Genomic DNA, 25,675 nt, shown 5'->3' on the forward strand with positions numbered 1-25,675 from the left:
TCGCGGTGGCACACGTAACACGGTGCCGGCGTAATTCGGCGGCCATCACAGATTCAAAGTTTCCTCCGTGGCGGCCGCTAAAGATCTGCCCGGCCCGGTCGAGCGCTGCCAATCCCATTGCAGACGCGCATCCGGACCAGGCGAGGTTCGACGGTCGTCCGGTTCCACCCCGTATTCCCACGGCATGCACTCCCTATGGAGCGCCTGCCTTCCTTCGCTCTCCCTCAGAGACCCGCGCAATGACGTCGCCCCCCGCGAACAACGCCGCTCCGCCCGCCTCCGAACGCCGCTCCCGCTGGCGGGTCTGGCACGACCTTCCCATTGCGCGCAAGCTCAGCCTGATCGGCGTGCTGGCCCTGATCGGGCTGGTGATTCCCCTGCTGCTGTACACCCGCACGCTCAACGACGGCGTGGAAGTGAGCCGCGCCGAGCTGCGCAGCTATGCGCCCTTGCGCCAGATGCTGACGCTGCTGGCGGCCCTGCAGGAAGAACAGGTCGGCGGCGCCGCCGACGCGGCGCAGGCACGCGCCAGCGCCGACCGTGCGCTGCGCGAACTGCAGCGGACCGTGCCGGCCCTGCCCGGCTTCGAACGCAGCACGGCGGCGCTGGCGCGGTTGCAGCAGACCTTGCAGACCCGGCGCAACGACTCCGCGACGGTCGCCGACCAGGCCGACGACGCGCTGGACGCCCTGCGCGACGACAGCCAGCTGGTGTATACGCCGTACGTGGAAAGCTACCACCTGGTGGTCAGCAGCCTGATCTACGCGCCGGTCACCAGCAGCACCCTGACCCGCCTGGATGCGATGCGCGCCCCATCCCAGGCCGGCGCCGAACTGCCGATCCTGCGCGCGCAGATCGCCGAGCTCGCGCGCGACCACGCACGCCTGCGGCATGAGCTGAAGAAGGCCCTGGGCTTGCTCGAGCAACCGGACCCGGCGCTGGCGCGCGCCGTCGCCGCCGAGGCCACCGTCGCCGATCGCGCCCTGCCGCAGCTGGCGCAGGCCCTGGACGGCGGCGGCGCCGATGCCGATCAGCGCTGGAACGCGGCCCTGCACGGCTGGGACGCGGCCTTGCACGGCCTCAGCGCCACCGCGCTGCAGGCACTGCAACGCCAGTCGCAGCGGCACCTGGACGCCTCGTTGCAGGCGATGTGGACCGCAGTGGCCGGGCTCAGCCTGCTGACGCTGCTGATCGCGGCGGTGTGCGTGCATACCCTGAGCACCCTCACCCGCAACGTGCGCCGCGCCGCCGGGGTCGCCGCCGACATCGCCCAGGGACGCCTGGATGCCCGGATCGTGGTGCCAAGCCGCGACGAAAGCGGGCGCCTGCTGGCCGACATGCAGCGCATGCAGCAGCAACTGCGCGAGGTATTGGCCGCACAGACCGAGATGGCGCGGCGCCACGATGCGGGCCAGACCAGCTACCGCATGGACGAAAGCCTGTTCCCCGGCGACTACGGGCGCATGGTCCGCGACAGCAACGCCCTGTCCGCCGCGCACATCGCGGTGACCGAGCGCCTGGCGCAGATCATGGGCCGCTACGCCATCGGCGACCTGTCCGAGGACATGGAGCGCCTGCCCGGCGAGAAGGCCGCGCTCACCGAGACCATGGACACGGTCAAGCGCAACCTGACCGCGATGAACCGCGAGATCAAGCACCTGGCCGGGGCGGCTGCCGCAGGCGATTTCAGCGTGCGTGGCGACACCGAGCGCTTCCAATACGACTTCCGGCTGATGGTCGACAGCCTCAACCAGCTGATGGCCACCGCCGACGGCAACCTGCAGGCGCTGTCGGCCCTGCTGCAGTCCATCGCCGCCGGCGACCTCACCGCACGCATGCACGGCCAGTTCCAGGGCGTATTCGCCACCATGCGCGACGACGCCAATGCCACCACCGAACAACTGGCGGCGATCGTGGCGCGCATCCAGGCCGCCGCGGTCAGCATCAACGGCGCCGCCAGCGAGATCGCCGCCGGCAACGACGACCTGTCGCGCCGCACCGAACAGCAGGCCGCCAGCCTGGAAGAAACCGCCGCGTCAATGGAGGAACTGACCTCCACCGTGAAGCAGAATGCCGAACACGCCCGCCAGGCCAACCAACTCGCCAGCGGTGCGGCCGCGGTGGCCTCGCAGGGCGGCGCCGTGGTCGGCCAGGTGGTCGAGACCATGAGCGGCATCGAGGCCTCCTCCAAGAAGATCGCCGACATCATCTCGGTGATCGACGGCATCGCCTTCCAGACCAATATTCTGGCCTTGAACGCCGCAGTGGAAGCCGCCCGCGCCGGCGAACAGGGCCGCGGCTTTGCCGTGGTCGCCAGCGAAGTACGCACCCTGGCCCAGCGCTCGGCCAACGCCGCCAAGGAAATCAAGATGCTGATCGACGACTCGGTGGACCGCGTCGCCGAAGGGTCGGCCCTGGTCGACCAGGCCGGCAAGACCATGCAGGAGATCGTCGCCTCGGTGCAGCGCGTGACCGACATCATGGGCGAGATCTCGGCCGCCTCGCAGGAGCAGTCGGCCGGCATCGAGCAGGTCAACCAGACCGTCACCCAGATGGACGAGACCACCCAGCAGAACGCCGCCCTGGTGGAGGAAGCCACCGCCGCCGCGCGCTCGATGGAGGAACAGGCCGGCCAACTGCGCCAAGCGGTGGCGGTATTCAAGGTGGAGGCGGCGCCCTCGGCCCGCGCGCCGACGCTGCCGTCCGCGCGCAGGCCGGCTCACGCAGCCGCCTGAGCCGGCCCGCGCGGCCGCCGGTCTCCACCCGCTCTGCCCCCGGCCAACGCAATGCTTGCGCCGGGCGGCAAGGCGCACGGCCCGATCGGCCGCGGCCGTTCCGCGGCCGATCGCGTTTCCAGGCGCGTAACTCAGCGCTTGCGAGCGAAAGCGCCGTCAGCGTCGTTACCACACCGCGAATTGTGATGAATGCAACCTTAAGGAACCAGGCGCACTGTCGATAACGTGAAAAGCCGGTGCGTGCCGGCGTCACGCTGGCCGATCTTCCATGCCGCAGGCACGTTCCGCCACGACGCCCCGTCCGCGACGTCTCGCCCGCCTGCCATGGGGACTGGTGCTGCTGGTGCTCTGGAGCATCTGGGCGGCGAGCCAGCTGGTCGCGCTCGCCACGCCGCCACCAACCGACAGTGCCGAGGCCATTCGCGCGCGCCTGCTGGCCTTCGCCCCCATCACCCGCACCGCCGGCCAGGCCGTGGCGTTCCGCCTGCGCATCGCCGGCTGCGCATGCGCCGCGCCTGCGGCGCTCGCGCTGCCAGGCGTCCACAGCGTCGACCTGCGCGACCGACCGGCGCCGCCGGCGTTGCCCTATCCGCTTATCGTCCTCGACGCGCAGTCGCGCTTGATCTATGCGGGTCCGGCGCAACTGGCCGGATGCGGCACGCCGATCGCCGCCGCGGCGCTGATCTCGCGACTGCTGGCCACCAGCGGCGCCTCGCCGCTGATCTCTCCCGCCCAGTGCGGATGTCCCCCCGACTCCAAGGAACCCTTCGCATGAGCGCCTCGCCTCCCCAAGGCAGTTTTCTCGTCGGCAACGAGCGCTACGTCTACCTGCAGGAACTCGCCGCACAGGCCGACCGGCTGTTCGTGGCGGTGGCCGCGCTGGCCACCCTCGCCAGCTTGGCCGCTGCCTGGCATCAGGGTGCGTGGACGCCGTGGCTGGCGGTCAGCCTGCCGACCCTGGCCGTGGTCGCCCTGCAGGTGAAGCTGCATCCGGGCAGCCTGCTGAGCCGCTGCACCGTGGCACTGGGTCTGATGGTGCTGGCGGCGACGCTGATCCAGCAGGCCGGCGGCATGATCGAGGTGCACTTCGGCGTCATCCTGCTGATCGCGCTGCTGCTGTACTACCGCGATTGGCGGCCGATCGTGGTCGCGTCCGCGGCGATCGCCGTGCATCACGTGCTGTTTTTCTGGCTACAGCACCGCGGCCTGCCGGTCCGCGTGTTCGCCGCCGAGGCCGGCATCGGCATCCTGGCGATCCACGCGCTGTACGTGGCGGTGGAGGCGGCGATCCTGGTGCCGATGGCGGTGCAGATGCGCCGGCAACTGCTGGACGTGGGCCACGATCCGCACGACCTGGCGCAGGCCGCGCGCGCCATCGCCCAGCAGCAGCCACTGCCGGCCGCGATCCGCACGCTGGCCCTGCCGGAAGGCTCCATCGCCCACACCCTGGTGGCGGCCAACGCGCAACTGCTGCGCAGCCGCGAGCAGGACAGCGAGGCCCAGCGCGAGACCCTGCGCATCCGCAGCGCACTGGACGACGTCACCACCAACGTGATGATCGCCGACGCCGAGCGCCGCATCGTCTACGTCAACCGCCCGCTGCTGCAGATGCTCAGCGAGGTGCAGGAGGACCTGCGCCGCGACCTGCCCCAGTTCGATGCCAGCACCCTGCTGGGCAAGACCATCGACGTGTTCCACCGCCATCCCGAACACCAGGCGCGCATGCTCGCCGAGCTCAAGGGCACCCACCGCGCACAGATCCGCGTCGGCGGCCACACCATGCGCCTGATCGTCAATCCGGTCACCGACGCCGCCGGCAACCGTCTGGGCTTCGTGGTGGAATGGGCCGACCGCACCGAAGAGGTCGCGGTGGAAGAGGAGATCGCCGGCATCGTGCGCGGCGCGGTCGCCGGCGACCTCGGCGGGCGTATCCGCCTGGACAACAAGCACGGCTTCCTGCTGCAGCTGGGCGAACAGATCAATGCCATGCTCGCCGCCGGCGCCGCCGGCCTGGGCCACATCCAGCAGCTGCTGCGCGCCCTCGCCGAAGGCGACCTGTCGCGGCGCATCGACGCCGACCTGCAGGGCGTCTACGCAACCATGAAGGACGATGCCAACGCCACCGCCGCGCAACTGTCGGCGATCGTGCGGCAGATCCAGGGCGCCTCCGACGCGATCAACACCGCCGCCGGCGAGATCGCCGCCGGCAACGACGACCTGTCGCGCCGCACCGAACAGCAGGCCGCCAGCCTGGAGGAAACCGCCGCATCGATGGAGGAGCTGACCTCCACCGTCAAGCAGAACGCCGAGCATGCGCACCAGGCCAACCAGTTGGCGGTTGGCGCGGCGACGGTCGCCTCGCAAGGCGGCAGCGTGGTCGGCCAGGTGGTCCAGACCATGAGCGGGATCGAGGCCTCCTCCAAGAAGATCGCCGACATCATCTCGGTGATCGACGGCATCGCCTTCCAGACCAATATCCTGGCCTTGAACGCGGCGGTGGAAGCCGCGCGTGCCGGCGAACAGGGCCGCGGCTTCGCCGTGGTCGCCAGCGAGGTGCGCACCCTGGCGCAGCGTTCGGCCGGCGCCGCCAAGGAGATCAAGGACCTGATCGGCGACTCGGTGACCCGCGTCACCGAAGGCTCGGCCCTGGTCGACCAGGCCGGCTCCACCATGCGGGAGATCGTGGCCTCGGTGCAGCGCGTCACCGACATCATGCGCGACATCGCCGCGGCCTCGCAGGAGCAGTCGGCCGGCATCGAGCAGGTCAACCAGACCGTCGCGCAGATGGACGAGGCGACCCAGCAGAATGCCGCCCTGGTCGAGGAAGCCAGCGCCAGCGCCCGCTCGATGGAACAGGAGGCCGGCGCCCTGGCGCGCGCCGTGGCATCCTTCACCCTGGAGCAGCGCCCGCCGCTGAGCGCGGCCGCCGGCGGCAAGGTGCAGCCGGCCTACAAAAACGTCCTGCTCAGCCGATAGCATGCGTGTGGCGGCTCGACGCAGCGCCGCCCCACCCACCTCCAGTCCCCGTCTCCACCATGGCCGAAGGCACTCCCAGCGACTCCCCTGCCCCGACTTCGCCGGAAGAAGAAGTGGAGGACGACCGTTTCCTGCTGACCAAGCCGCGGCAGATCCGCCAGTTGCTGCAGTCGCTGATCCAGCAGCGTTCGCAGGTCAGCGCGCACGTGGGCGGTCGCGATCAGGCCTTCTCGACCGCGCTGCTGGAGCTGGACGAGGACAGCGTGCTGCTGGACCTGAGCGTCAACGAAGCCTCCAACCGCGCCGCCGAACAGGCCGACTACCTGCTGTGCTTCGCCCAGTTGGACAGGGTGCGGTTGCGCTTTCGCATCGAAGGCCCGCAACGCACCGACCACAACGGCCAGTCCGGCTTCCGCGCACCGCTGCCCGAATCGCTGTACTACCTGCAGCGGCGCGAGCATTTCCGCCTGGAGACGCCGATCACCGAGTCGCCGCTGTGCGTGCTGCGGATCGAGGACGACGCCGGCCTGGTCGAACTGAAGCTGCGCGTGGTGGACATCAGCGGCGGCGGCCTGGCGGTGGCGCTGGTAGAGGGCCAGCCGATGCCGCAACTGCAGCAGAGCTACCCCAACTGCGTGCTGCAGCTGCCCGACGCCGATCCCATCCGGCTGACCCTGCAGGTCTGCAACATGTATGTCTCCAAGCTCGCCAACGGCCAGGACACGCTGCGGGTCGGCATGCGCTTCCTGGACCTGCCGCGCGGCGCCGATGCGGCGATCCAGCGCTACGTGTTCCGGATCGAGCGCCAGCGCAGCGCCCGCAAGAGCGGCGTGCTTTCCTGAACGCCGGACCCGGTCAGTCGATCGGGTCTAAAGTTCGGCGGCGCCGCGCCGATCTAGCATCAGAGTCGCGCTTTCCCCTCTCACGCCACCATCCGCAATCCCGTGCGCACCAGGAGCACACGATGAACGACAAGACCACCTCCACCTCCGGCGCCACCGGCGGCGAATTCCTCAGCTTCACCCTCGGCGAAGAACACTACGGCGTGGATATCCTCAAAGTGCAGGAAATCCGCGGCTACGACTCGGTCACCCGGGTCCCGGACGCCCCCGAGTACATCAAGGGCGTGATCAACCTGCGCGGCACCATCGTGCCGGTGATCGACCTGCGCCTGAAGCTGCGCCTGAAGGAAGCCCGTTACGACGCCTTCACGGTGATGATCGTGCTCAACGTCGAGAACCGCGTGGTCGGCATCGTCGTGGACAGCGTCTCCGACGTGATCCCGCTGAACGCAGAGCAGATCCGCCCCACCCCCGAGTTCGGCGCGGCGGTCGACACCCGCTTCATCTCCGGCATCGGCACCCAGGACGACAAGATGTTGATCCTGCTGGATATCGAGACCCTGCTCGACAGCGCCGAGTTCGGCCAGCAGCACGCCCACGTCGACGAGGCAGCCTGAGCCCGGCCGCCGCGGCGGCCGCCCGACGCAAGAAGAACCCGCCTCACGGCGGGTTTTTTATTTGAAATGCGAACTACTTATCACTTGCTCGAATCAAGTTCCCCGACTTCACGCCGATAGCTGAAGGGTGGCTAGCCATCACGCAGCCCTCACTTCATCCCCCGTTCTCAAGGAGTCGCCCCATGAAACCGAACTTTCCCATGCTGCTGGTCCTGCTGCTCGCCGCCAGCCCCAGCACCTTCGCCCAGTCCCAGCAGATGATCCCGCCGGAAATGGCCACCCGTTTCGTGGGCAAGGACGGCATGGTCTGCGGCAAGGTCGAGAAAGCCAAGTACGCGCAGAACTCCGAAGGCGAGCCGACCTTCCTGTACATGGGCGGCATGTTCCCGCGCCACACCTTCTCCGCCCGCATCGCCGGCGCCGACCGCAGCAAGTTCGGCTTCCCGCCGGAGACCCTGGAAGGCAAGGACGTGTGCGTGATCGGCAAGATCGAGCGCGACAGCTCGCGCGCCGAAATCCAGGTCAGCGCGCCGTCGAGCCTGAAGCTGGCCACCATCAAGTAAGCCCGGACGCCGCCGTGCTGGACCCGTGCAGGCGGTCCGGCGCGGCGGCGTTTGTCGTTCTCTCCCCTTGCCGCCCCCTCCGAATTACGGGAAACGCGCTCATGCAGTGGATAAAAGATCTCAAGGTGATGCCCAAGCTGATGCTGGCGTTCGGCGTCGTACTGGCGTTGATGCTCATCCAGGGTGTGGCCGCCTATCGCGGTCTGAACTCGCTCAATGGCGTGACCGGCAATCTCTCGTCGCAGGTCGTGCCGAGCGTGCGCACCGGCGGTGAAATGCGCGGCATCCTGGGCGAGTACCGCAACGCGGCCTACCAGAGCCTGATCCGCAGCAGCGATGCGCTGAAGAAGGAATCGGCCGCGCGCTCGGTCGAGCTGAAGAAACAGTTGGACAAGATCCTGGCCGACTATCCGCCCAAGATCGGCAGCCCGCAGGAAAAGAAGATCTACGAGCGGCTGGTGGCCGACTGGAAGAAGGCCAGCGCCTCCTACCAGTCGGTCAACGAAATGCTGCAGCTGGACCTGCATGACGACGCCATCGACACCTTCACCGGCGAGACCCGCACCCTGCACAACAAGGTCGTGGACGACGTCGTGGCCCTGATCGCGGAGAACGACCGCCAGGCCAAGGTCGCCGCCGACGCCGCCAGCGGTACCTACCGCAAGGCCTCCGCGACCCTGCTGATCTGTCTGCTGATCGGCCTGGGCGCGGCGATCGGCATGGCCTTCCTGTTCGGGCGGATGCTGGCCAACAGCGTGCGCGACGCGGTCAAGGTGGCCAGCGATGTCGCCGGCGGCAAGCTCGACGGGCACATCGATGCCAGTGGCAAGGACGAAATCGGCGAACTGATGCAGGCGCTCAAGCGCATGCAGCAGGACCTGCGCGGGCGCATCGAGCGCGACGCCGCGGTCGCTTCCGAGAACCTGCGCATCCGCACCGCGCTGGACAATTCCTCGATCGGCATGTTCATCGTCGACCTGGACTACAACATCGTCTACGCCAACCCGTCGATGCAGGGCCTCACCGACAAGTACGCCGAGCAGATCCACTCGGTGGCGCCGGCCTTCGATTCGAGCCTGCCGCTGGTCGGCTCGCAGGTGACGGTGCTGGAGTACGGCAACCAGCACGATCCCAAGGCCCTGGCGGAGCTGGAAAAGAAGGGCGTGATGGAGCGCGAGATGGCCTACGCCGACGCCCGCATCGCCCAGACCATCACCGCCATCCGCGACCAGCACGGCGCCCACATCGGCTTCGTCTGCGAATCGCGCGACCGCACCCTGGAAGCGCAGGTGGAGCAGGAAGTGGCCAAGATCGTGCGCGAGGCCGCCGCCGGCGACCTCAGCGGGCGTGTCGGCATCGAAGGCAAGCACGGCTTCTTCCTGCAGCTGGCGCAGCAGCTCAACGGCCTGCTGCAGGCCAACGGCGACAGCATCGGCGAAGTGTCCAAGCTGCTGACCGCGCTGTCGCAGGGCGACCTGACCGCGCGCATGCACGGCGACTTCCAGGGCGTGTTCGCGACCATGCGCGACGACGCCAACGCCACCGCCGCGCAGCTGGCGGCCATCGTCGGCCGCATCCAGCAGGCGGCGAACGCGATCAACGGCGCCGCCAGCGAGATCGCCGCCGGCAACGACGACCTGTCGCGCCGCACCGAGCAGCAGGCCGCCAACCTGGAAGAAACTGCCGCCTCGATGGAGGAACTGACCTCGACCGTGCGCCAGAACGCCGAGCACGCCCGCCAGGCCAACCAGCTCGCCGGCGGTGCCGCGACCGTGGCCTCGCAGGGCGGCAACGTGGTCGGCCAGGTGGTCCAGACCATGAGCGGCATCGAGGCCTCCTCGAAGAAGATCGCCGACATCATCTCGGTGATCGACGGCATCGCCTTCCAGACCAACATCCTGGCGCTCAACGCCGCGGTGGAAGCTGCGCGCGCCGGCGAGCAGGGCCGCGGCTTCGCCGTCGTCGCCAGCGAAGTGCGCACCCTGGCGCAGCGCTCGGCCAACGCCGCCAAGGAGATCAAGGGCCTGATCGACGCCTCGGTGAGCCAGGTGGCCAACGGCTCGACCCTGGTGCGCCAGGCCGGCCAGACCATGACCGAGATCGTCGCCTCGGTGCAGCGCGTCACCGACATCATGGGCGAGATCGCCGCCGCCTCGCAGGAGCAGTCGGCCGGCATCGAGCAGGTCAACCAGACCGTCACCCAGATGGACGAGACCACCCAGCAAAACGCCGCCCTGGTGGAAGAAGCCACCGCCGCGGCGCGGTCGATGGAGGAACAGGCCGGCCAGCTGATCGAGGCCGTGTCGATCTTCCGTGTCGAGCAGTCGGCCCAGACCGCGGCGGCGCAGGTACCGCACGCCGTGGCCGCGCCGAAGCCGGCAGTGGCGGCGAAGAAGCCTGCGGCCGTGGCCTCCGCCAAGCCGGCGCCGGTGCGCGCCCGCAAGGTCGAGCCGGCCCTTGCCGATTCGGACTGGCAGGAGTTCTGAGACCGGCCCGGCCTGTCGCTGCATCCCCTCTCCCCGGCCTTCGCGCCGGGGATTTTTTTTCGCGGCTGCGCCAGCGCCGGGGCTGTCTACGAATCGGTGGCGCCGCACGCTCAATTTCACCGTCCCCGGGGCCGTTAAACCTCAGGGAACCTCTCCAAGGATCAGGTCGATGTCGTCTCGCTCGTTGTTCACGCGTCTCTCGGATCTGCCGCTGCGACGCAAGTTCCTGTGGCAGACCGTGTTGCTGGGTACCGGCATCGTGCTGCTGGCGGTGCTCGCCGCGCGGATGCAGTACCTGGACATCCGCAACACGCGCGAGCAGGCGTTGAAGAGCCAGATCGAGCTGGCGCTGGGGGTGGTGCGCGCCTATGCGGCCGAGGTGGACAAGGGCAACATGCCCCTGGCCGAGGCGCAGCGCACCGCCCTGCGCACCCTGGAGTCGATGCGCGCCCGCGACGGCGTGGATTACTTCTATGTGCACGACCTGCATCCGACCATGCTGATGCATCCCACCCGCCACGATCTGGTCGGCAAGGACATCGGCCAGGTGCTCAGCGCCGACGGCAAACCGGTCTTCCGCGAATTCGTGAAGGTGGCCGAGGCCGGCGGCGGCTATGTCGACTACCTTTGGCCCAAGCCCGGCAACGCCAAGCCGGTGGAGAAGGTCTCCTACAATGCCGCGTTCGCGCCCTGGCACTGGGTGATCGGCACCGGCGTGTACATGGACGACGTGCAGGCGCAGGCGCTGCTCTTCACCGGCTTGATGACCCTGGCCGGCGGCATCCTGGTGCTGCTCACCTTCGGCATCAACTGGCTGATCGGCAGTTCGGTGCTGCGCCCGGTGTCGCGCAGCCTGGAGGCGATCCGCGCGGTGTCGCGCGGCGACCTCAGCGTGCGCATCGACAATCCCGGCCGCGACGAGACCGGCGAGATGTTGCGCGCCACCGGCGAGATGATCACGATGCTGGAACGCTTCTCCAGCGAGACCGCGCGGATGGCGGTGCTGCACGCCGACAAGGACATGTCCCACCGCATGCCGGAGGATTTCCCCGGCGTGTACGGCGACCTGGCCGCCAGCATCAACCGCATGATGTTCGAGCACCTGGACGCCCTCGTCGACGCCATCGGCGTGCTCAACGAGTACGCCAACGGCGACCTGCGCCGCGACGCCCGCCGCCTGCCCGGTAGCCGCGCGCTGCTGCACGAGTCGATGGACGCGGCCAAGGCCAGCCTGCTGGCGATCAACACCGAGATCAAGCGCCTGGCCGCGGCGGCGGCGGCCGGCGATTTCAGCGCCCGCGGCGATGCCGGCCGCTTCCAGCACGACTTCCGGCTGATGGTACAGGACCTCAACGCGATGATGGAGGTCAGCGACCGCAACCTGGACAAGCTGTCGACGCTGCTGCAGGCCATCGCCGCCGGCGACCTGAGCGTACGCATGCAGGGCGACTTCCACGGCGTGTTCGCGCGCATGCGCGCCGATGCCAATACCACCGCCGACCAGCTCGCCGACATCGTCGGCCGCATCCAGAGTGCGGCACGCAGCATCCACGGCGCCACCACCGAACTGGCCGCGGGCAACGAGGACCTGTCGCGCCGCACCGAACAGCAGGCCGCCAACCTGGAAGAGACCGCCGCCTCGATGGAAGAGCTGACCTCCACCGTCAAGCAGAATGCCGAGCACGCCCGCCAGGCCAACCAGCTCGCCACCGGCGCGGCCGCGGTGGCCTCGCAGGGCGGCCAGGTGGTCGGCCAGGTGGTCACCACCATGAACGGGATCGAGGCGTCCTCGAAGAAGATCGCCGACATCATCGGCGTCATCGACGGCATCGCCTTCCAGACCAACATCCTGGCGCTCAATGCGGCGGTGGAAGCCGCCCGCGCCGGCGAACAGGGCCGCGGCTTCGCCGTGGTCGCCAGCGAGGTCCGCACCCTCGCCCAGCGCTCGGCCGGCGCCGCCAAGGAGATCAAGACCCTGATCGACGACTCGGTGGGCCGCGTGACCGAAGGCTCGGCCCTGGTCGACCAGGCCGGCCGCACCATGCAGGAGATCGTCGCCTCGGTGCAGCGGGTGACCGACATCATCGGCGAGATCGCCGCGGCCTCGCAGGAGCAGTCGATGGGCATCGAGCAGGTCAGCCGCACCGTGGCGCAGATGGACCAGGCGATCCAGCAGAACGTGGCCGTGGTCGAGGAAGCCAGCGCCTCGGCACGGGCGCTCGAAGAGCAGGGCCGCCGGCTCGGCGAGGCGGCGGCGGTGTTCCGGCTGGACGCGGCGCCGATCGGCGCGAACGCTGGCGGCGCAGGCACGGCACGCGCGGCGACACGGCCGACCGCGCTGCGGCTGGTGCGCACCGCGGCCCCGACCAACGACGCCGATTGAGCGGCCTTACCGCTGCGATAGGAATCAGCAGGCAGCAGACGGCGATCCCCGCGTGGCGATTCAAGCAATCGCCGCGCTAGTCGATATCAGGATCACGCTGTGTGACCCGGGCATGACACCGCCTGGGCGCGACCGCGACCGTTCCGGGAGCACGTGATGCCTAGCCGCCGACATTCGCCATCGTCCAGCCTCCTGCGGCGGCGCCACGCCGCGGCCACCGGGCTGCCGCGGCCGTCATCCGCGTCGCGGCCCTGCCCGGCGCGGCGGACCCGCGCACGCACGGCCCGGGACGGCCTGGACCGGCACGGCGCCCTGGCGCAGGCCCGCCCTCGCCTCGCCTGCGTCGGCTGACCGCGCGGTCGCCCTCTTCTTTTCCAACCGCCGCTGCACCTGGAATGCCCATGAACGTACTCGCGCACCTGAAAATCCGCGACAAGCTGATCTTCGCCTTCGCCTTGACCACGCTGCTGACGGTCGTGCTGGGGGGCTTTACCTACTCCCGCACCAACCAGTCCATCGCCGAACTCAAGCACATCCAGCACGACTGGATGCCGGCGACCCAGGCCCTGGCCGAGATCCGCGCGCATCTGGGCGAGTTCCGGACCTACGAACTGGCGCAACTGGCGCGCGCCGGCGATCCGCAGGCCCAGGCCGACTACTTCAAGCGCATGCAGCAGGTGCGCGCCGAGGTGGCGAAGAACCAGCAGGTGATCGCGGCGATGATGCGCGACGCCAGGCAGGCACAGATGTACGCCGGCGTGCAGGAGACGCTCAAGGCCTATCTGCAGGCCAACGCCGAGATGGGCGCGGCGCTGCGCGCCGGCGACGTGGCGGGCGCGCAGACGATCTCCGACACCCGCTCGCGGGCGCTGCGCCGGACCCTGTTCGACCGCCTCGTGGCACTGACCCAGTACAACGTCGCCGCACTGAATCGGGAAATGGAGCGCGCCGACAGTCAGTTGGCCAACACCAAGATGCTGATCCTGGCGCTGCTCGGGCTGGCCGTGCTGTTCGCCGGCGTCACCGCCTGGCTGATCGCGCGCGGCATCGCCCGCCAGTTGCACGCGGCCAAGCGCCTGTCGCAGGCGGTGGCGCGCGGCGAACTGGAGGGGGCCACCTATCCGCACGGCAAGGACGAGATCGGCGAACTGATGGAGGACATGCTGATCATGCGCTCGCGCATCCACGCCGTGATCCGCGCGCAGGACGACATGGCCCAACAGCACGCGCGCGGCACCATCAGCTACCGCATGGACGAGAACGCCTTCCCCGGCGAGTACGGACAGATGGTCAAGGGCACCAACGAACTGGTGGCCTCGCACATCGCGGTGAAGATGCGGCTGCTGCAGATCATCCAGCGCTACGCGATCGGCGACCTGTCCGAAGACATGGACCGCCTGCCCGGCGAGAAGGCCGTGCTCACCGAAACCATGGACATGGCCAAGCAGAACCTGACCGCGATGAGCGAGCAGATCAAGCAACTGGCGGAAGCCGCCGCGGCCGGTGCGTTCGGCACGCGCGGCGACCCGGACCGCTTCCAGTACGGCTTCCGCGCGATGGTGCAGGACCTCAACGCGATGATGGCGGTCAGCGACCGCAATCTGGGCGAGTTGTCGACCTTGCTGCAGTCCATCGCCGCCGGCGACCTGACCGCGCGCATGCACGGCGAGTTCCATGGCGTGTTCGGGCGCATGCGCGACGACGCCAACGCCACCGCCGCGCAGCTGGCGGCCATCGTCGGGCGCATCCAGGCCGCCGCCGCCAACATCAACGTCGCCTCCAACGAGATCGCCAGCGGCAACGGCGACCTGTCGCGCCGCACCGAGCAGCAGGCGGCGAACCTGGAACGCACCGCCGCCTCGATGGAGGAACTGACCTCCACCGTGAAGCAGAACGCCGAGTACGCGCGCCAGGCCAACCAGCTCGCGGCCGGCGCCGCCGCAGTGGCCTCGCAGGGCGGCGACGTGGTCGGCCAGGTGGTCACCACCATGAACGGGATCGAGGCGTCCTCGAAGAAGATCGCCGACATCATCGGCGTCATCGACGGCATCGCCTTCCAGACCAACATCCTGGCGCTCAACGCCGCGGTGGAAGCCGCGCGTGCCGGCGAGCAGGGCCGCGGCTTCGCCGTGGTCGCCAGCGAGGTGCGCACCCTGGCCCAGCGCTCGGCCACCGCCGCCAAGGAAATCAAGACGCTGATCGACGAGTCGGTCGGCCGCGTCGCCGAAGGCTCGGCCCTGGTCGGCCAGGCCGGCCGCACCATGAGCGAGATCGTGACCTCGGTGCAGCGCGTCACCGACATCATGGGCGAGATCTCGGCGGCCTCGCAGGAGCAGTCCGCCGGCATCGAGCAGGTCAACCAGACCGTGGTGCAGATGGACGAGAGCACCCAGCAGAACGCCGCCCTGGTCAAGGAAGCCACCGCCGCGGCACGCTCGATGGAGGAACAGGCCGGCCAGTTGGGCGCGGCCATCGCCGCCTTCAAGCTGGACACCCACCACGGCGCGGCCGCCAACGCTCCGACCGCACGGCCCCCGGGCACGCGGACCGGCCCGGCCCCGGTCCGCGCCAGAACCCGCCCGGCGGCGCGGTCGCGCCCGGCCGTGGCGGCCGCCAGCGAGGCCCAGTGCCAGGAGTTCTGAGTACGCCACCGCCGGCGGCCGTCGCCGACCGCCGGCTGTCAATTTCGTCCGCTCCCGGCCGATAACCCGATTGACCGACCCTCGCTGCGTACCATGGCCATCCAGACTCCCGCTTCGCCCTCCCCCGGTTCCGACAATCGCGACTTCGACTTCAGCGACCGCGATTTCAAGCGGGTCTGCGACCTCATCTACCAGAAGGCCGGCATCGCCCTGGCCCCAGCCAAGCGCGACATGGTCTACGGCCGGCTGTCGCGGCGCCTGCGGGTGCTGGGCCTGCGCTCGTTCCGCGACTACCTGGACTGGCTGGAGCGCGACGGCGGCGACGAATGGGAGGCGTTCACCAACGCGCTGACCACCAACCTGACCTCGTTCTTCCGCGAGCCGCACCATTTCGAACGGCTGCGCGAGGAACTGCAGAAGCATTCCGGCGCGGCGCCGCTGAAGATCTGGTCCTGCGCCTCATCCACCGGCGAGGAGCCCTACTCGCTGGCGATCACCGCCTGCGAGGCCTTCGGTACGCTGACCCCGCCGGTGCGGATCCTGGCCACCGACGTCGACACCCAGGTGCTGGCGACCGCCTCGCGCGGCGTCTACGCGCTGGAACGCGTCGCCAGCCTGGACCCGGCGCTCAAGCGCAAGTATTTCCAGCGCGGCAGCGGCGCCAACGAAGGCCAGTGCCGGGTACTGCCGGCGCTGCGCGACCTGCTCGAGTTCCGCCAGCTCAACCTGCTGGAACCGCGCTACGACGTCGCCGGCCCGTACCTGGCGCTGTTCTGCCGCAACGTGATGATCTATTTCGACAAGCCCACCCAGCGCGGCATCCTGTCGCGGCTGATCCCGCACCTGGACGACGAGGGCATGCTCTACACCGGCCATTCGGAAAACTATCTGCACGCGGCCGACCTGATCCAGCCTTGCGGCCGCACGCTGTATCGCCGCGCGCAGAAGGATCGCTCATGACTGCCGCGGCGATGGCCCTGGACCAGGTGATGCGCTATCACGACACGCGCTTCCAGACGATGGCGGCCAAGCTGTTGCCGACCCAGTACCTGGTGGTGGACGACGACACCGCGCTGACCACCATCCTCGGTTCGTGCGTGGCCGCCTGCATCCGCGACCCGCTGCTGAAGATCGGCGGCATGAACCACTTCATGCTGCCCGACGGCCAGAGCGGCGACGGCGCGCCGGCGCGCTACGGCAGCTATGCGATGGAAGTGCTGATCAACGACCTGCTCAAGCGCGGCGCCGCCCGCAACCGCCTGGAAGCCAAGGTGTTCGGCGGCGGCAACGTGCTCAAGGGCTTCACCAACAATCCGGTGGGCACGCGCAACGCCGATTTCGTGCTGAATTACCTCAAGGCCGAGCATATCCCGGTGGTGGCCGAGGATCTGCGCGGCATCCATCCGCGCAAGATCTGGTTCTTCCCCGGCACCGGCCGCGTGGTCGTGCAGCGCCTGCCGCATGCGCACGAGGAAGCCGAAATCGCCGCGGCCGAGTCGGCAGTGCGCGCCCGTCTCGCCAAAGCCCCCGTCACCGGCGCCGTGGAGTTGTTCGAATGAGCCTGGAAGCCCCTTGCCGTGTCCTGATCGTCGACGACTCCGCGGTCGTGCGGCAGATCCTCACCGAGATCCTGTCCGGCGCCGCTGGCGTGGAGGTGGTCGGCTCGGCCGCCGATCCGCTGCTGGCGCGCGAGAAGATCAAGCGCCTGAACCCGGACGTCATCACCCTGGACGTGGAAATGCCGCGCATGGACGGGCTGGCGTTCCTGGAAAACCTGATGCGGCTGCGGCCCACGCCGGTGGTGATGATCTCCTCGCTGACCGAACGCGGCGCCGACACCACCCTGCAGGCGCTGTCGCTGGGCGCGGTCGACTTCGTCTCCAAGCCCAAGCTCGACGTGGCCCGCGGGCTGGAGGAGTACGCCGAAGAGATCATCGCCAAGGTCAAGAACGCCGCCAAGGCCAAGGTCCGCGCGCTGGACCGGGCGGCCACGCCGAAGCCGGCGGGCGCCGCCACCGCCACGCCCGCCGCGGTGTCCTCGCTGAAGTTCCGCACCACCGACCGGCTGATCGCCATCGGCGCCTCCGCCGGCGGCACCGAGGCGCTGCGCGTGGTGCTGGAGGGCATGCCGGCCGACGCCCCGGCGGTGGTGATGACCCAGCATCTGCCGGCCGGCTTCAGCAGCGCCTTCGCCGACCGCCTCAACCGGCACTCGGCGATGGCCGTGCGCGAAGCCAGCGAAGGCGAAGCGATCCTGCCCGGCCATGCCTACCTGCCGCCCGGCGGCAAGCACCTGCAGGTGATCCGCGACGGTGCGCGCTGGCGCTGCAAGATCGACGACGGCCCGCCGGTCAACCGGCACAAGCCGGCGGTCGACGTGCTGTTCCAGTCCGTGGCGCGTAATGCCGGCGCCAACGCCATCGGCGCGATCCTCACCGGCATGGGCGACGACGGCGCCCGCGGCCTGCTGGAAATGCTGCAGGCCGGCGCCAGCACCCTGGTCCAGGACGAGGCCAGCAGCGTGGTCTGGGGCATGCCCGGCACCGCCTTCCGCCTGGGCGCGGCGCAGGAAGTGCTGCCGCTGGACAGGATCGCCGAACGCTTGATCGCCTTGTCCGCACAGGCCCGCTGACCGCATGCCGGGCCGTCGCGCCACCACCCTGAGCGCGCCCAGCGACGCTGGCGTCGAGGCAGCGGGGGTGGCGAGCGCCCGTTCCGAGCTGGACCTGCTGCACTGCCTGCATTACGCGCCCGACGGCGTGCTGATCGTCGATCCGCAGGCGCGCGTGGTCGCCTTCAACCATACCGCCGAGGCGCTGTGGAACCGCCCGCGCGCGCAGGTGCTGGGGTACCCGCTCGGCGACCTGGTCGACGCCGAGGTGCGCGCGGATTTCCTCGCCAGTTGCCTGCACGAAGACGGCAGCGGCAACTACGAACTGGTGTTGCGCGACCACGACGGCGCGGCGCGCTGGCTGGCGGTGAGCGCGGCACGCGCACCGCAGAGCTACAGCCAGTTGCAGGTCCTGTTCGTGCGCGACATCAGCGCCGAGCGCGCCCGCGACGCCAGGATGCGGCTGCTGTCGCTGGCGCTGGACTCCAGCGACAACGCCATCCTCGTCTGCGATCCGCAGTTGAACATCCTTTACGCCAACGCCGGTTTCAGCCAGGTATTCGGTTATACCGAAACCGAGGTCCTGGGCCACCTGCCAAGCAGCGTGCTGACCGGCCCCGGCACCGACATGCAGACCGTGCAGCAGACCCGCGAGCGCGTAAGCGCCGGTTTCGGCCACCAGGCCGACATCCTGGCCTATCGCAAGGACGGCACCCCGCTGTGGGCCACCCTGGTGGCCACCCCCATCGCCGGCGAGGACGGCAGCCAACAGCGCTACATCCTCTCGTTCACCGACATCACCCAGAGCAAGATGCACGAGGTGCTGCACAAGAACGTGCTGGATGCGCTGGTCCGCGAACAGCCACTGATCGACGTGGTGACCCTGATCTGCAAGGAGGTCGAACGCATCGCGCCGCAGGCGCTGGCGGTGCTGGTCAGCGTCGACGGCAGCGGCTGCATGCAGCCGCTGGCGGCGCCGAACATGCCGGCGCTGTTCGCCGAGACCATGACCGACATGCATGCGGGGCCGCGTGCCGGCGCCCTCGGCACCTCGATCTGGCGCGGCAAGCAGGTGCTGGTGCGCGACCCGCGCACCGACCCGCTGTTCGCCAACTACGTCGGGCTGGTGGAGCACGTGCAGTTGGGCACCTGCGTGGCCACCCCGATCAAGTCCAGCAGCGGCCGCGTACTCGGCAGCTTCGCGCTGTGCTACCGGCAGGTGTGCGAGCCGCTGGCCTGGCACCTGCGCCTGATCGAACTGTGCGTGCACCTGTGCGCACTGGCGCTGGAACGCGAGCAGACCAAGGCGCGCGTGCACCAGCTCGCCTTCTACGACTCCCTCACCGGCCTGCCCAACCGGGTGATGTTCAGCGCCCGTGCCGAACAGGCGCTGGCCGACGCCGAACACCACGGCACGCCGGTGGCGATCCTGTTCGTGGACATCGACCGCTTCAAGCGCGTCAACGAGACCCAGGGCCATGCCGCCGGCGACGGCCTGCTGCGCGACATCGCCCAGCGCATCGGCGACACCCTGGGCGTGGCCGATCTGGTCGGCCGCCAGGCCGGCGACGAATTCGTGCTGATGCTGCCGCAGTGCAGCGCCGAACAGGCCGCCGGCGTCGCCGAACGCCTGCTGCTGGCGCTGGCCGAGCCGCTGGTGGTCGGCCAGGTGACCCTGCACCCCAGCGCCAGCATCGGCGTGGCGATGTTCCCCGACGACGGCCACGACATCGAGACCCTGCTGCGCCATGCCGACCTGGCCATGTTCCGGGCCAAGCGCGAGGGCGGCGACAGCGTGCGCTACTTCAGTTCCGACATGACCCGCATGGCGCAGGAACGCGTGGCGATGGAGACCGCCCTGCGCGATGCCCTGCACCACAACAAGCTGCAACTGCACTACCAGCCGCAGTTGCACAGCCAGGCGCCGAATGCGCTGTATGGGGTGGAAGCGCTGCTGCGCTGGGAACATCCCAATCTCGGCGCGATCTCGCCGGCGCGGTTCGTGCCGATGGCCGAAGAATGCGGGCTGATCGACGAACTGGGACAGTGGGTGTTGCGCGAAGCCTGCCGGCAGATGGCCGACTGGCGCCGGCGCGGCATCCCGGTGCCGCGCGTGGCGGTGAACCTGTCGGCGAACAATTTCGCCGACCCGGCGTTGCTGGCGCGGGTGCAAGGCCTGCTCGCCGCCTGCGGCCTGCAGCCGGCCGACCTGGCGCTGGAGATGACCGAGAGCGTCATGCTCTCCAACACCGGCGCGGCGCTGGCCAACCTGCGCCAGTTGCAGGCCTGCGGCGTGCTGCTGTCGCTGGACGACTTCGGCACCGGCTATTCCAGCCTCAGCCACCTGCACCAGCTGCCGGTCAACGAACTCAAGCTGGACATGAGCTTCGTCAGCGACCTGGAGCACTGCCAGACCTCGCGCGCGCTGACCACCTCGGTGCTGCGCATCGGCGAGACCCTGGGCCTGCACACCGTTGCCGAGGGCGTGGAGACCGAAGCGCAACGCGCGTTCCTGGCACGGCTGGGCTGCCGCGTGCTGCAGGGCTTCCTGTTCGCACCGGCGCTGCCGGCCGCGGCGCTGGAGCAGTGGTTGCACGCGCATGCGCCGGCGCCGCCGGCCTAGGCGCAGGCGGCTGGCGCGGCGCCGCGAAACCGCCGGCAGCGCACACGAAAAAAGCCCGGCATTGCCGGGCTTTTTCGTTGCGACGGTGCCGCGTGGGCGGCACGTCGCGTCAGCGCATCGCCGCAGCGATCAGGCGGCGACCGTGTCGGCCACGTCCTGGTAGTCCTGGATCTGATCGAAGTTCATGTAGCGATAGATCTGCTCGCCGCTGGTCTTGATCACGCCCACGTCGGCCATGTACTCGTCCTTGGTCGGAATCCGGCCCAGGCGCGAGCAGATCGCCGCCAACTCCGCCGAGCCCAGGTACACGTTGGTGTTGCGGCCCAGGCGGTTGGGGAAGTTGCGGGTGGAGGTGGAGAACACCGTGGCGCCCTCGCGCGCCTGCGCCTGGTTGCCCATGCACAGCGAGCAGCCCGGCATTTCCATGCGCGCGCCGGCGGCGCCGAAGGTGCCGTAGTGGCCTTCCTTGGTCAGCTCCGAGGCGTCCATCTTGGTCGGCGGCGCGACCCACAGGCGGGTCGGGATGTCGCGCTTGCCTTCCAGCAGCTTGGCCGCGGCGCGGAAGTGGCCGATGTTGGTCATGCACGAACCGATGAACACTTCGTCGATCGCCGCGCCGGCGACGTCGGAGAGCGTCTTCACGTCGTCCGGGTCGTTCGGGCAGGCCACGATCGGCTCGTGGATGTCTGCCAGGTCGATCTCGATCACCGCGGCGTATTCGGCGTCGGCATCGGGCTCGAGCAGCTGCGGGTCGGCCAGCCACTCCTCCATCTTCTTGATCCGCCGCGCCAGCGAACGCGCGTCGGCATAGCCTTCGGCAATCATCCACTTCAACAGGGTGATGTTGCTGGTCAGGTACTCGACGATCGGCTCCTTGTTCAGGCGCACCGTGCAACCGGCGGCCGAACGCTCGGCCGAGGCGTCGGACAGTTCGAACGCCTGCTCCACCTTCAGCTCCGGCAGGCCTTCGATCTCCAGGATGCGGCCGGAGAAGATGTTCTTCTTGCCCTGCTTGGCCACGGTCAGCAGGCCCTGCTTGATCGCGTACAGCGGGATCGCGTTGACCAGATCGCGCAGGGTCACGCCCGGCTGCATCTGCCCCTTGAAGCGCACCAGCACGCTTTCCGGCATGTCCAGCGGCATGACGCCGGTGGCGGCGGCGAAGGCGACCAGGCCGGAGCCGGCCGGGAACGAGATGCCGATCGGGAAGCGGGTGTGCGAGTCGCCGCCGGTGCCGACGGTGTCGGGCAGCAGCATGCGGTTGAGCCAGCTGTGGATCACGCCGTCGCCCGGGCGCAGCGACACGCCGCCGCGGGTGGAGATGAACTCCGGCAGGGTGTGGTGGGTCTTGACGTCCACCGGCTTCGGGTACGCCGCGGTGTGGCAGAACGACTGCATCACCAGGTCGGCGGAGAAGCCCAGGCAGGCCAGGTCCTTCAGCTCGTCGCGGGTCATCGGGCCGGTGGTGTCCTGCGAGCCCACCGAGGTCATCTTCGGTTCGCAGTAGGTGCCCGGACGCATGCCCTGGCCTTCCGGCAGGCCGCAGGCGCGGCCGACCATCTTCTGCGCCAGCGAGAAGCCCTTGCCGGTATCGGGCGGGTTCATCGGCAGGCGGAACAGGTCCGAGGCCGGCAGGCCCAGGAACTCGCGCGCCTTGGCGGTGAGGCCGCGGCCGACGATCAGCGGGATGCGGCCGCCGGCGCGCACTTCGTCGAACAGCACGTCCGACTTCAGCGCGAACTCGGCGATCACCTGCCCGTTCTTCAGCGCCTTGCCCTCGTACGGACGCAGCTCGACCACGTCGCCGTGCTCCATCTGCGACACGTCCAGCTCGATCGGCAGCGCGCCGGCGTCTTCCATGGTGTTGTAGAAGATCGGCGCGATCTTCGAGCCCAGGCACACGCCGCCGAAGCGCTTGTTGGGGATGTACGGGATGTCCTCGCCGGTCCACCACAGCACCGAGTTGGTCGCCGACTTGCGCGAGGAACCGGTACCGACCACGTCGCCGACGTAGGCGACCAGGTGGCCCTTGGCCTTGAGGTCGGCGATGGCCTGGATCGGGCCGCGCTTGCCGTCTTCTTCCGGCTCGAACGGCGCGCCGTCGCGTTTGTTCTTCAGCATCGCCAGCGCGTGCAGCGGGATGTCCGGGCGGGTGGTGGCGTCCGGCGCCGGCGACAGGTCGTCGGTGTTGGTCTCGCCCGGCACCTTGAACACGGTGATGGTCAGGCTCTGCGGCACTTCCGGCTTGCTGGTGAACCACTCGGCCTCGGCCCAGCTCTGCAGCACCGCCTTGGCGTGCGCGTTGCCGGCCTCGGCCTTCTCCTGCACGTCGTGGAAGGCGTCGAAGATCAGCAGCGTGTGCTTGAGGCCTTCGGCGGCGACCGCGCCCAGCTCCGGGTTGTCCAGCAGCTCGATCAGCGGATGGATGTTGTAGCCGCCGAGCATGGTGCCCAGCAGTTCGGTGGCGCGGGTCGGCGAGATCAGCGGGGTCTTCTCGCTGCCGAAGGCGACCGCGGCCAGGTACGAGGCCTTGACCTTGGCGGCGTCGTCGACGCCGGCGGGCACGCGGTGGCTCAGCAGTTCGACCAGGAACGGCTCCTCGCCGGCCGGCGGGTTCTTCAGCAGTTCGATGACCTGCGCGGTCTGCTGCGCGCTCAGCGGCAGCGGCGGGATACCCAGCGCGGCGCGCTCGGCTACGTGGTGGCGGTAGGCTTCCAACATACGGGTTCTCCGGGAAAAAACGGTGGGGATGGGGGGCGGCGGCTGCGCGGCGTCAGCCGGCGGGCTTGGGGACGATGATCTTCAGGCCCTTGAAGTACTCGCGGAAAAAACCGTCGTCGCGGGTGATCAGGCCATCGCATTGCAGCAGCGCATGCGCACCGATCAGGAAATCGGCCACCACCCGCTCGCGCTTGCCGCCGCGGGCGCGGAAGCGGCGCTGCATCTCGCCGGCGCGCAAGGCCGACTTGGCCTCCAGCGCGCTGAAACGGATGCTCATGTCTTCCAGCACCGACAACGCCTCGGCGCCGTCGCGCAGCGCGCTGCACACTTCGGCCAGGACGATGTCGCAGACCACGACCGGGCCGGTGCTCAGACACTGGCGCAGGCAGGCTTCGGCGGCGTCGGCCTGGGGGCCGTCGGCCAGCAGATCCACCAGCACGGACGAGTCGATGGCGATCATGCGCCGGCGTCGGGTTCGAACGGATCGCCCGGGGCGCGGCCGCGGATCGCGCGCATCGCCTCGTCGGTGCTGGCGAAGCCGTCGAGCTTGAAGCGGCCGCGGGCGCGCGAGATGGCATCGTCCACGCTCTTGCGCAGGATGATCCGGCCGCCATCGAGCTCCACCTTCAGGATGGTGCCCTTGCTCAGGCCCAGCGCATCGCGCACGGCCTTGGGAAGAGTGATCTGACCGCGTTCGGCGACAGTGGCTTCCATTGGTGTAGGCCCGGTTCGGTATGCACGGATTATACATACTCAAGCGGCCATACCGCCAGCGCCGGACGCGCCCCGGCACAGCGCGCGGTCAGGTACCGGGCGCGGTGCCGCCAGTGACGCACGGCCTTGCGGCATCCTCGGCAGCCACCGCACGCCCCCCCTTGCGGATGCCGGGGCCGGGCCCCCCGCCAACGCAGGGCCGCCCCGCCCTCTCTCAGCGGCTCAGAACGCCACCTGCAAACGACCATTGAAGGTGGTGCCCTGGTCCGGGCCCTGCACGCTGCCGCTGCGGTTGTCGGTCTGCCAGCGGATCACGTCGAGCATCAACCGGCTGACATCGTTGAGGTACCAGTTGGTGCCCAGCGTCCAGGCATGGCCACGGCCGCCGCCCGGCAGTTCGGCGTAGTCCACGTCCTCGTAGCGCAGCTTCAGCTCCCAGGCGCCGGCGCCACCGGCGCCGACCGGGGCGGCGACCTTGACCCGGCCCCAGGTGCCGGTCTTGCCGACATACGCCGGCAGCGCGCCGGACAGGAACCAGCCGGCCGACACCGCCCAGGCCTGGTGAGCGAGGTCGTAACCGCCGGCCGCGCCGCGCCCGTGCAGGTTACGCCTGCCCCATTCGCCGCTGGCCCAGGCCGGGCCGAACACGCCGGCCAGCTCCGTGCCGTAGCCGTCGCTGCGCTTCGCGCCCAGCAGCGTTCCCGGCGCGATCCGGACCTGGTCGTTGAAGTGCCCGGCGATCGCCGAACTGCGCAGCACCCCGCTGGCGCCGGCGGCGATCTCCTCGTGGAAGGCCCAGGCGCCCAGGTGCACGGTGGCGGCCTTGCCGACCAGCGGATTCCAGTGCGCGCGCGCCGCCCAGGCCAGGCTGTCGTTGTCGTCGCCGGCATTGTTGAGGTCGTTGCCCGACACCGACAGGCTGGCGTGCCAATCGCGCCCGTAGACGCGCTCGGTCAGGCCGACGCCGAACAGGCCGCGCTGCGGCAGGATCAGCGTACCGACCACGTTGCGCTCCTGGAACGGGGTGTTGGACGTGCTGCTGGCGCCGTCGATGCCGCGATCGTTGAGCCGATTGCCGATGCTCAGGTCGGCCGGCAGGCCGAACAGGCGGTGCTCCAGCGTGGCGTAGACCGACTTCCAGGCGACTTCGTTGTCGGCGAAGTCGCCCTCCACCACCCAGCCGAGCAGACCGTAGCGGCCTTCGGCGCCCAGCCGCACCGAGCGGATCTCGGTGCCGGACAGGTTGCGCTGGCTGGCGGCGGAACCGTCGGTGCTGGAGGCATCGACGAACAGGCGGCCGCGCGGCCGGAACGCCACGTTGCCGTCGGCGCTGGCGAACTCCGGCGCGCCCTTCGACCACGACACCTTCGGCGCCTTGGCCTGCGCCGACTCGAGCGCGGCGACGCGGCCTTCCAGTGCCGGCGCCGCGGTTGCCGGCGCGGCCGCGGCGGCCGGCGGTGCGGCGGGCGCCTGCAGCGCGTCGAGCCGCGCCTGCAATTGCTGGATCTGTTGCGCCTGCTGCCGCACCAGCGCGGTCAGTTCGGCCTGGCTCAGCGTGGCCGGCGCGGCCGGCACGGTCTGCGCGCCGGCGTCGGCGCTGCCCAACAGCAGGCCGAGCGCGAGCGTCAGCGCTGCGTGGGGCAGCACGGGATGTGGATGCATGGATGGGTCTCTCCGGCCAGCCGGGCGCCTGGCCCGGCGCTGGCCCGTTGCGATGGTGCGGGGGATGCGGTGCGCGCGACAGGCGCGCCCCCGGCCGAGC

Annotated in this window: 17 protein-coding genes; 13 read left to right on the forward strand and 4 right to left on the reverse strand. The window is 69.6% G+C overall.

The genetic code is table 11. From position 1 onward, the window contains the following. Positions 1-239 precede the first annotated feature (239 nt). The 13 genes from NKJ47_RS11740 to NKJ47_RS11800 all read left to right on the forward strand — a co-directional run bounded on the left by NKJ47_RS11740 (position 240) and on the right by NKJ47_RS11800 (position 20,478). Complete coding sequence (locus NKJ47_RS11740) at positions 240-2,735, forward strand: methyl-accepting chemotaxis protein (protein ID WP_254458078.1); 2,496 nt, start codon at positions 240-242, stop codon at positions 2,733-2,735. 334 nt (positions 2,736-3,069) lie between these two features. Next, positions 3,070-3,510: a hypothetical protein gene (locus tag NKJ47_RS11745; protein ID WP_254458079.1), complete on the forward strand. Its 441-nt coding sequence runs from the start codon at positions 3,070-3,072 to the stop codon at positions 3,508-3,510. After that, positions 3,507-5,711 (forward strand): methyl-accepting chemotaxis protein, encoded by a 2,205-nt coding sequence (locus tag NKJ47_RS11750; protein WP_254458080.1) that lies wholly within the window; start codon positions 3,507-3,509, stop codon positions 5,709-5,711. Before NKJ47_RS11745 ends, NKJ47_RS11750 begins: the two co-directional genes overlap by 4 nt. A gap of 59 nt (positions 5,712-5,770) precedes the next feature. Continuing rightward, the gene (locus tag NKJ47_RS11755; RefSeq protein ID WP_254458081.1) at positions 5,771-6,553 is read left to right on the forward strand and encodes a flagellar brake protein; all 783 of its coding nucleotides are present in this window, start codon (positions 5,771-5,773) and stop codon (positions 6,551-6,553) included. Positions 6,554-6,675: 122 nt separating this feature from the next. Further along, positions 6,676-7,170 carry a chemotaxis protein CheW gene (locus NKJ47_RS11760; protein WP_254458082.1) on the forward strand — a complete coding sequence of 165 codons (495 nt, stop codon included), beginning with the start codon at positions 6,676-6,678 and terminating at the stop codon, positions 7,168-7,170. Positions 7,171-7,352: 182 nt separating this feature from the next. Next, complete coding sequence (locus tag NKJ47_RS11765; RefSeq protein WP_254458083.1) at positions 7,353-7,733, forward strand: hypothetical protein; 381 nt, start codon at positions 7,353-7,355, stop codon at positions 7,731-7,733. Positions 7,734-7,834: 101 nt separating this feature from the next. Next, positions 7,835-10,219: a methyl-accepting chemotaxis protein gene (locus tag NKJ47_RS11770; RefSeq protein WP_254458084.1), complete on the forward strand. Its 2,385-nt coding sequence runs from the start codon at positions 7,835-7,837 to the stop codon at positions 10,217-10,219. 169 nt (positions 10,220-10,388) lie between these two features. Then, on the forward strand, positions 10,389-12,602 hold the full coding sequence (locus NKJ47_RS11775) for a methyl-accepting chemotaxis protein (protein ID WP_254458085.1): 2,214 nt from the start codon (positions 10,389-10,391) through the stop codon (positions 12,600-12,602). Between the two features lie 401 nt (positions 12,603-13,003). Next, positions 13,004-15,244, forward strand: a complete 2,241-nt coding sequence (locus NKJ47_RS11780; protein ID WP_254458086.1) for a methyl-accepting chemotaxis protein — start codon at positions 13,004-13,006, stop codon at positions 15,242-15,244. Between the two features lie 93 nt (positions 15,245-15,337). Beyond that, positions 15,338-16,204, forward strand: a complete 867-nt coding sequence (locus NKJ47_RS11785) for a CheR family methyltransferase (RefSeq protein WP_254458087.1) — start codon at positions 15,338-15,340, stop codon at positions 16,202-16,204. Further along, positions 16,201-16,803, forward strand: coding sequence for a chemoreceptor glutamine deamidase CheD (gene cheD, locus NKJ47_RS11790; protein ID WP_254458088.1), 603 nt, complete (start codon positions 16,201-16,203; stop codon positions 16,801-16,803). The genes NKJ47_RS11785 and cheD overlap by 4 nt, the downstream gene beginning before the upstream one ends. Then, positions 16,800-17,876 carry a protein-glutamate methylesterase/protein-glutamine glutaminase gene (locus tag NKJ47_RS11795; protein ID WP_254458089.1) on the forward strand — a complete coding sequence of 359 codons (1,077 nt, stop codon included), beginning with the start codon at positions 16,800-16,802 and terminating at the stop codon, positions 17,874-17,876. The genes cheD and NKJ47_RS11795 overlap by 4 nt, the downstream gene beginning before the upstream one ends. Positions 17,877-17,880: 4 nt before the next feature. Next, a complete protein-coding gene (locus NKJ47_RS11800) occupies positions 17,881-20,478 on the forward strand; it encodes a bifunctional diguanylate cyclase/phosphodiesterase (RefSeq protein ID WP_254458090.1) in 2,598 nt (865 codons plus the stop codon). A 129-nt stretch (positions 20,479-20,607) separates the two neighbouring features. On the opposite strand, the gene acnB is transcribed toward NKJ47_RS11800, so the two are convergent. The 4 genes from acnB to NKJ47_RS11820 all read right to left on the reverse strand — a co-directional run bounded on the left by acnB (position 20,608) and on the right by NKJ47_RS11820 (position 25,575). Continuing rightward, positions 20,608-23,199 carry a bifunctional aconitate hydratase 2/2-methylisocitrate dehydratase gene (gene acnB, locus NKJ47_RS11805; protein WP_254458091.1) on the reverse strand — a complete coding sequence of 864 codons (2,592 nt, stop codon included), beginning with the start codon at positions 23,197-23,199 and terminating at the stop codon, positions 20,608-20,610. A gap of 52 nt (positions 23,200-23,251) precedes the next feature. Further along, positions 23,252-23,659: a type II toxin-antitoxin system VapC family toxin gene (locus tag NKJ47_RS11810; RefSeq protein WP_254458092.1), complete on the reverse strand. Its 408-nt coding sequence runs from the start codon at positions 23,657-23,659 to the stop codon at positions 23,252-23,254. Continuing rightward, positions 23,656-23,913 (reverse strand): AbrB/MazE/SpoVT family DNA-binding domain-containing protein, encoded by a 258-nt coding sequence (locus NKJ47_RS11815; RefSeq protein ID WP_254458093.1) that lies wholly within the window; start codon positions 23,911-23,913, stop codon positions 23,656-23,658. Before NKJ47_RS11815 ends, NKJ47_RS11810 begins: the two co-directional genes overlap by 4 nt. Before the next feature lie 222 nt (positions 23,914-24,135). After that, the gene (locus NKJ47_RS11820; RefSeq protein WP_254458094.1) at positions 24,136-25,575 is read right to left on the reverse strand and encodes an OprO/OprP family phosphate-selective porin; all 1,440 of its coding nucleotides are present in this window, start codon (positions 25,573-25,575) and stop codon (positions 24,136-24,138) included. Positions 25,576-25,675: the final 100 nt, after the last annotated feature.

Source organism: Xanthomonas sacchari (assembly GCF_024266585.1).
GTDB lineage: Bacteria > Pseudomonadota > Gammaproteobacteria > Xanthomonadales > Xanthomonadaceae > Xanthomonas_A > Xanthomonas_A sacchari_C.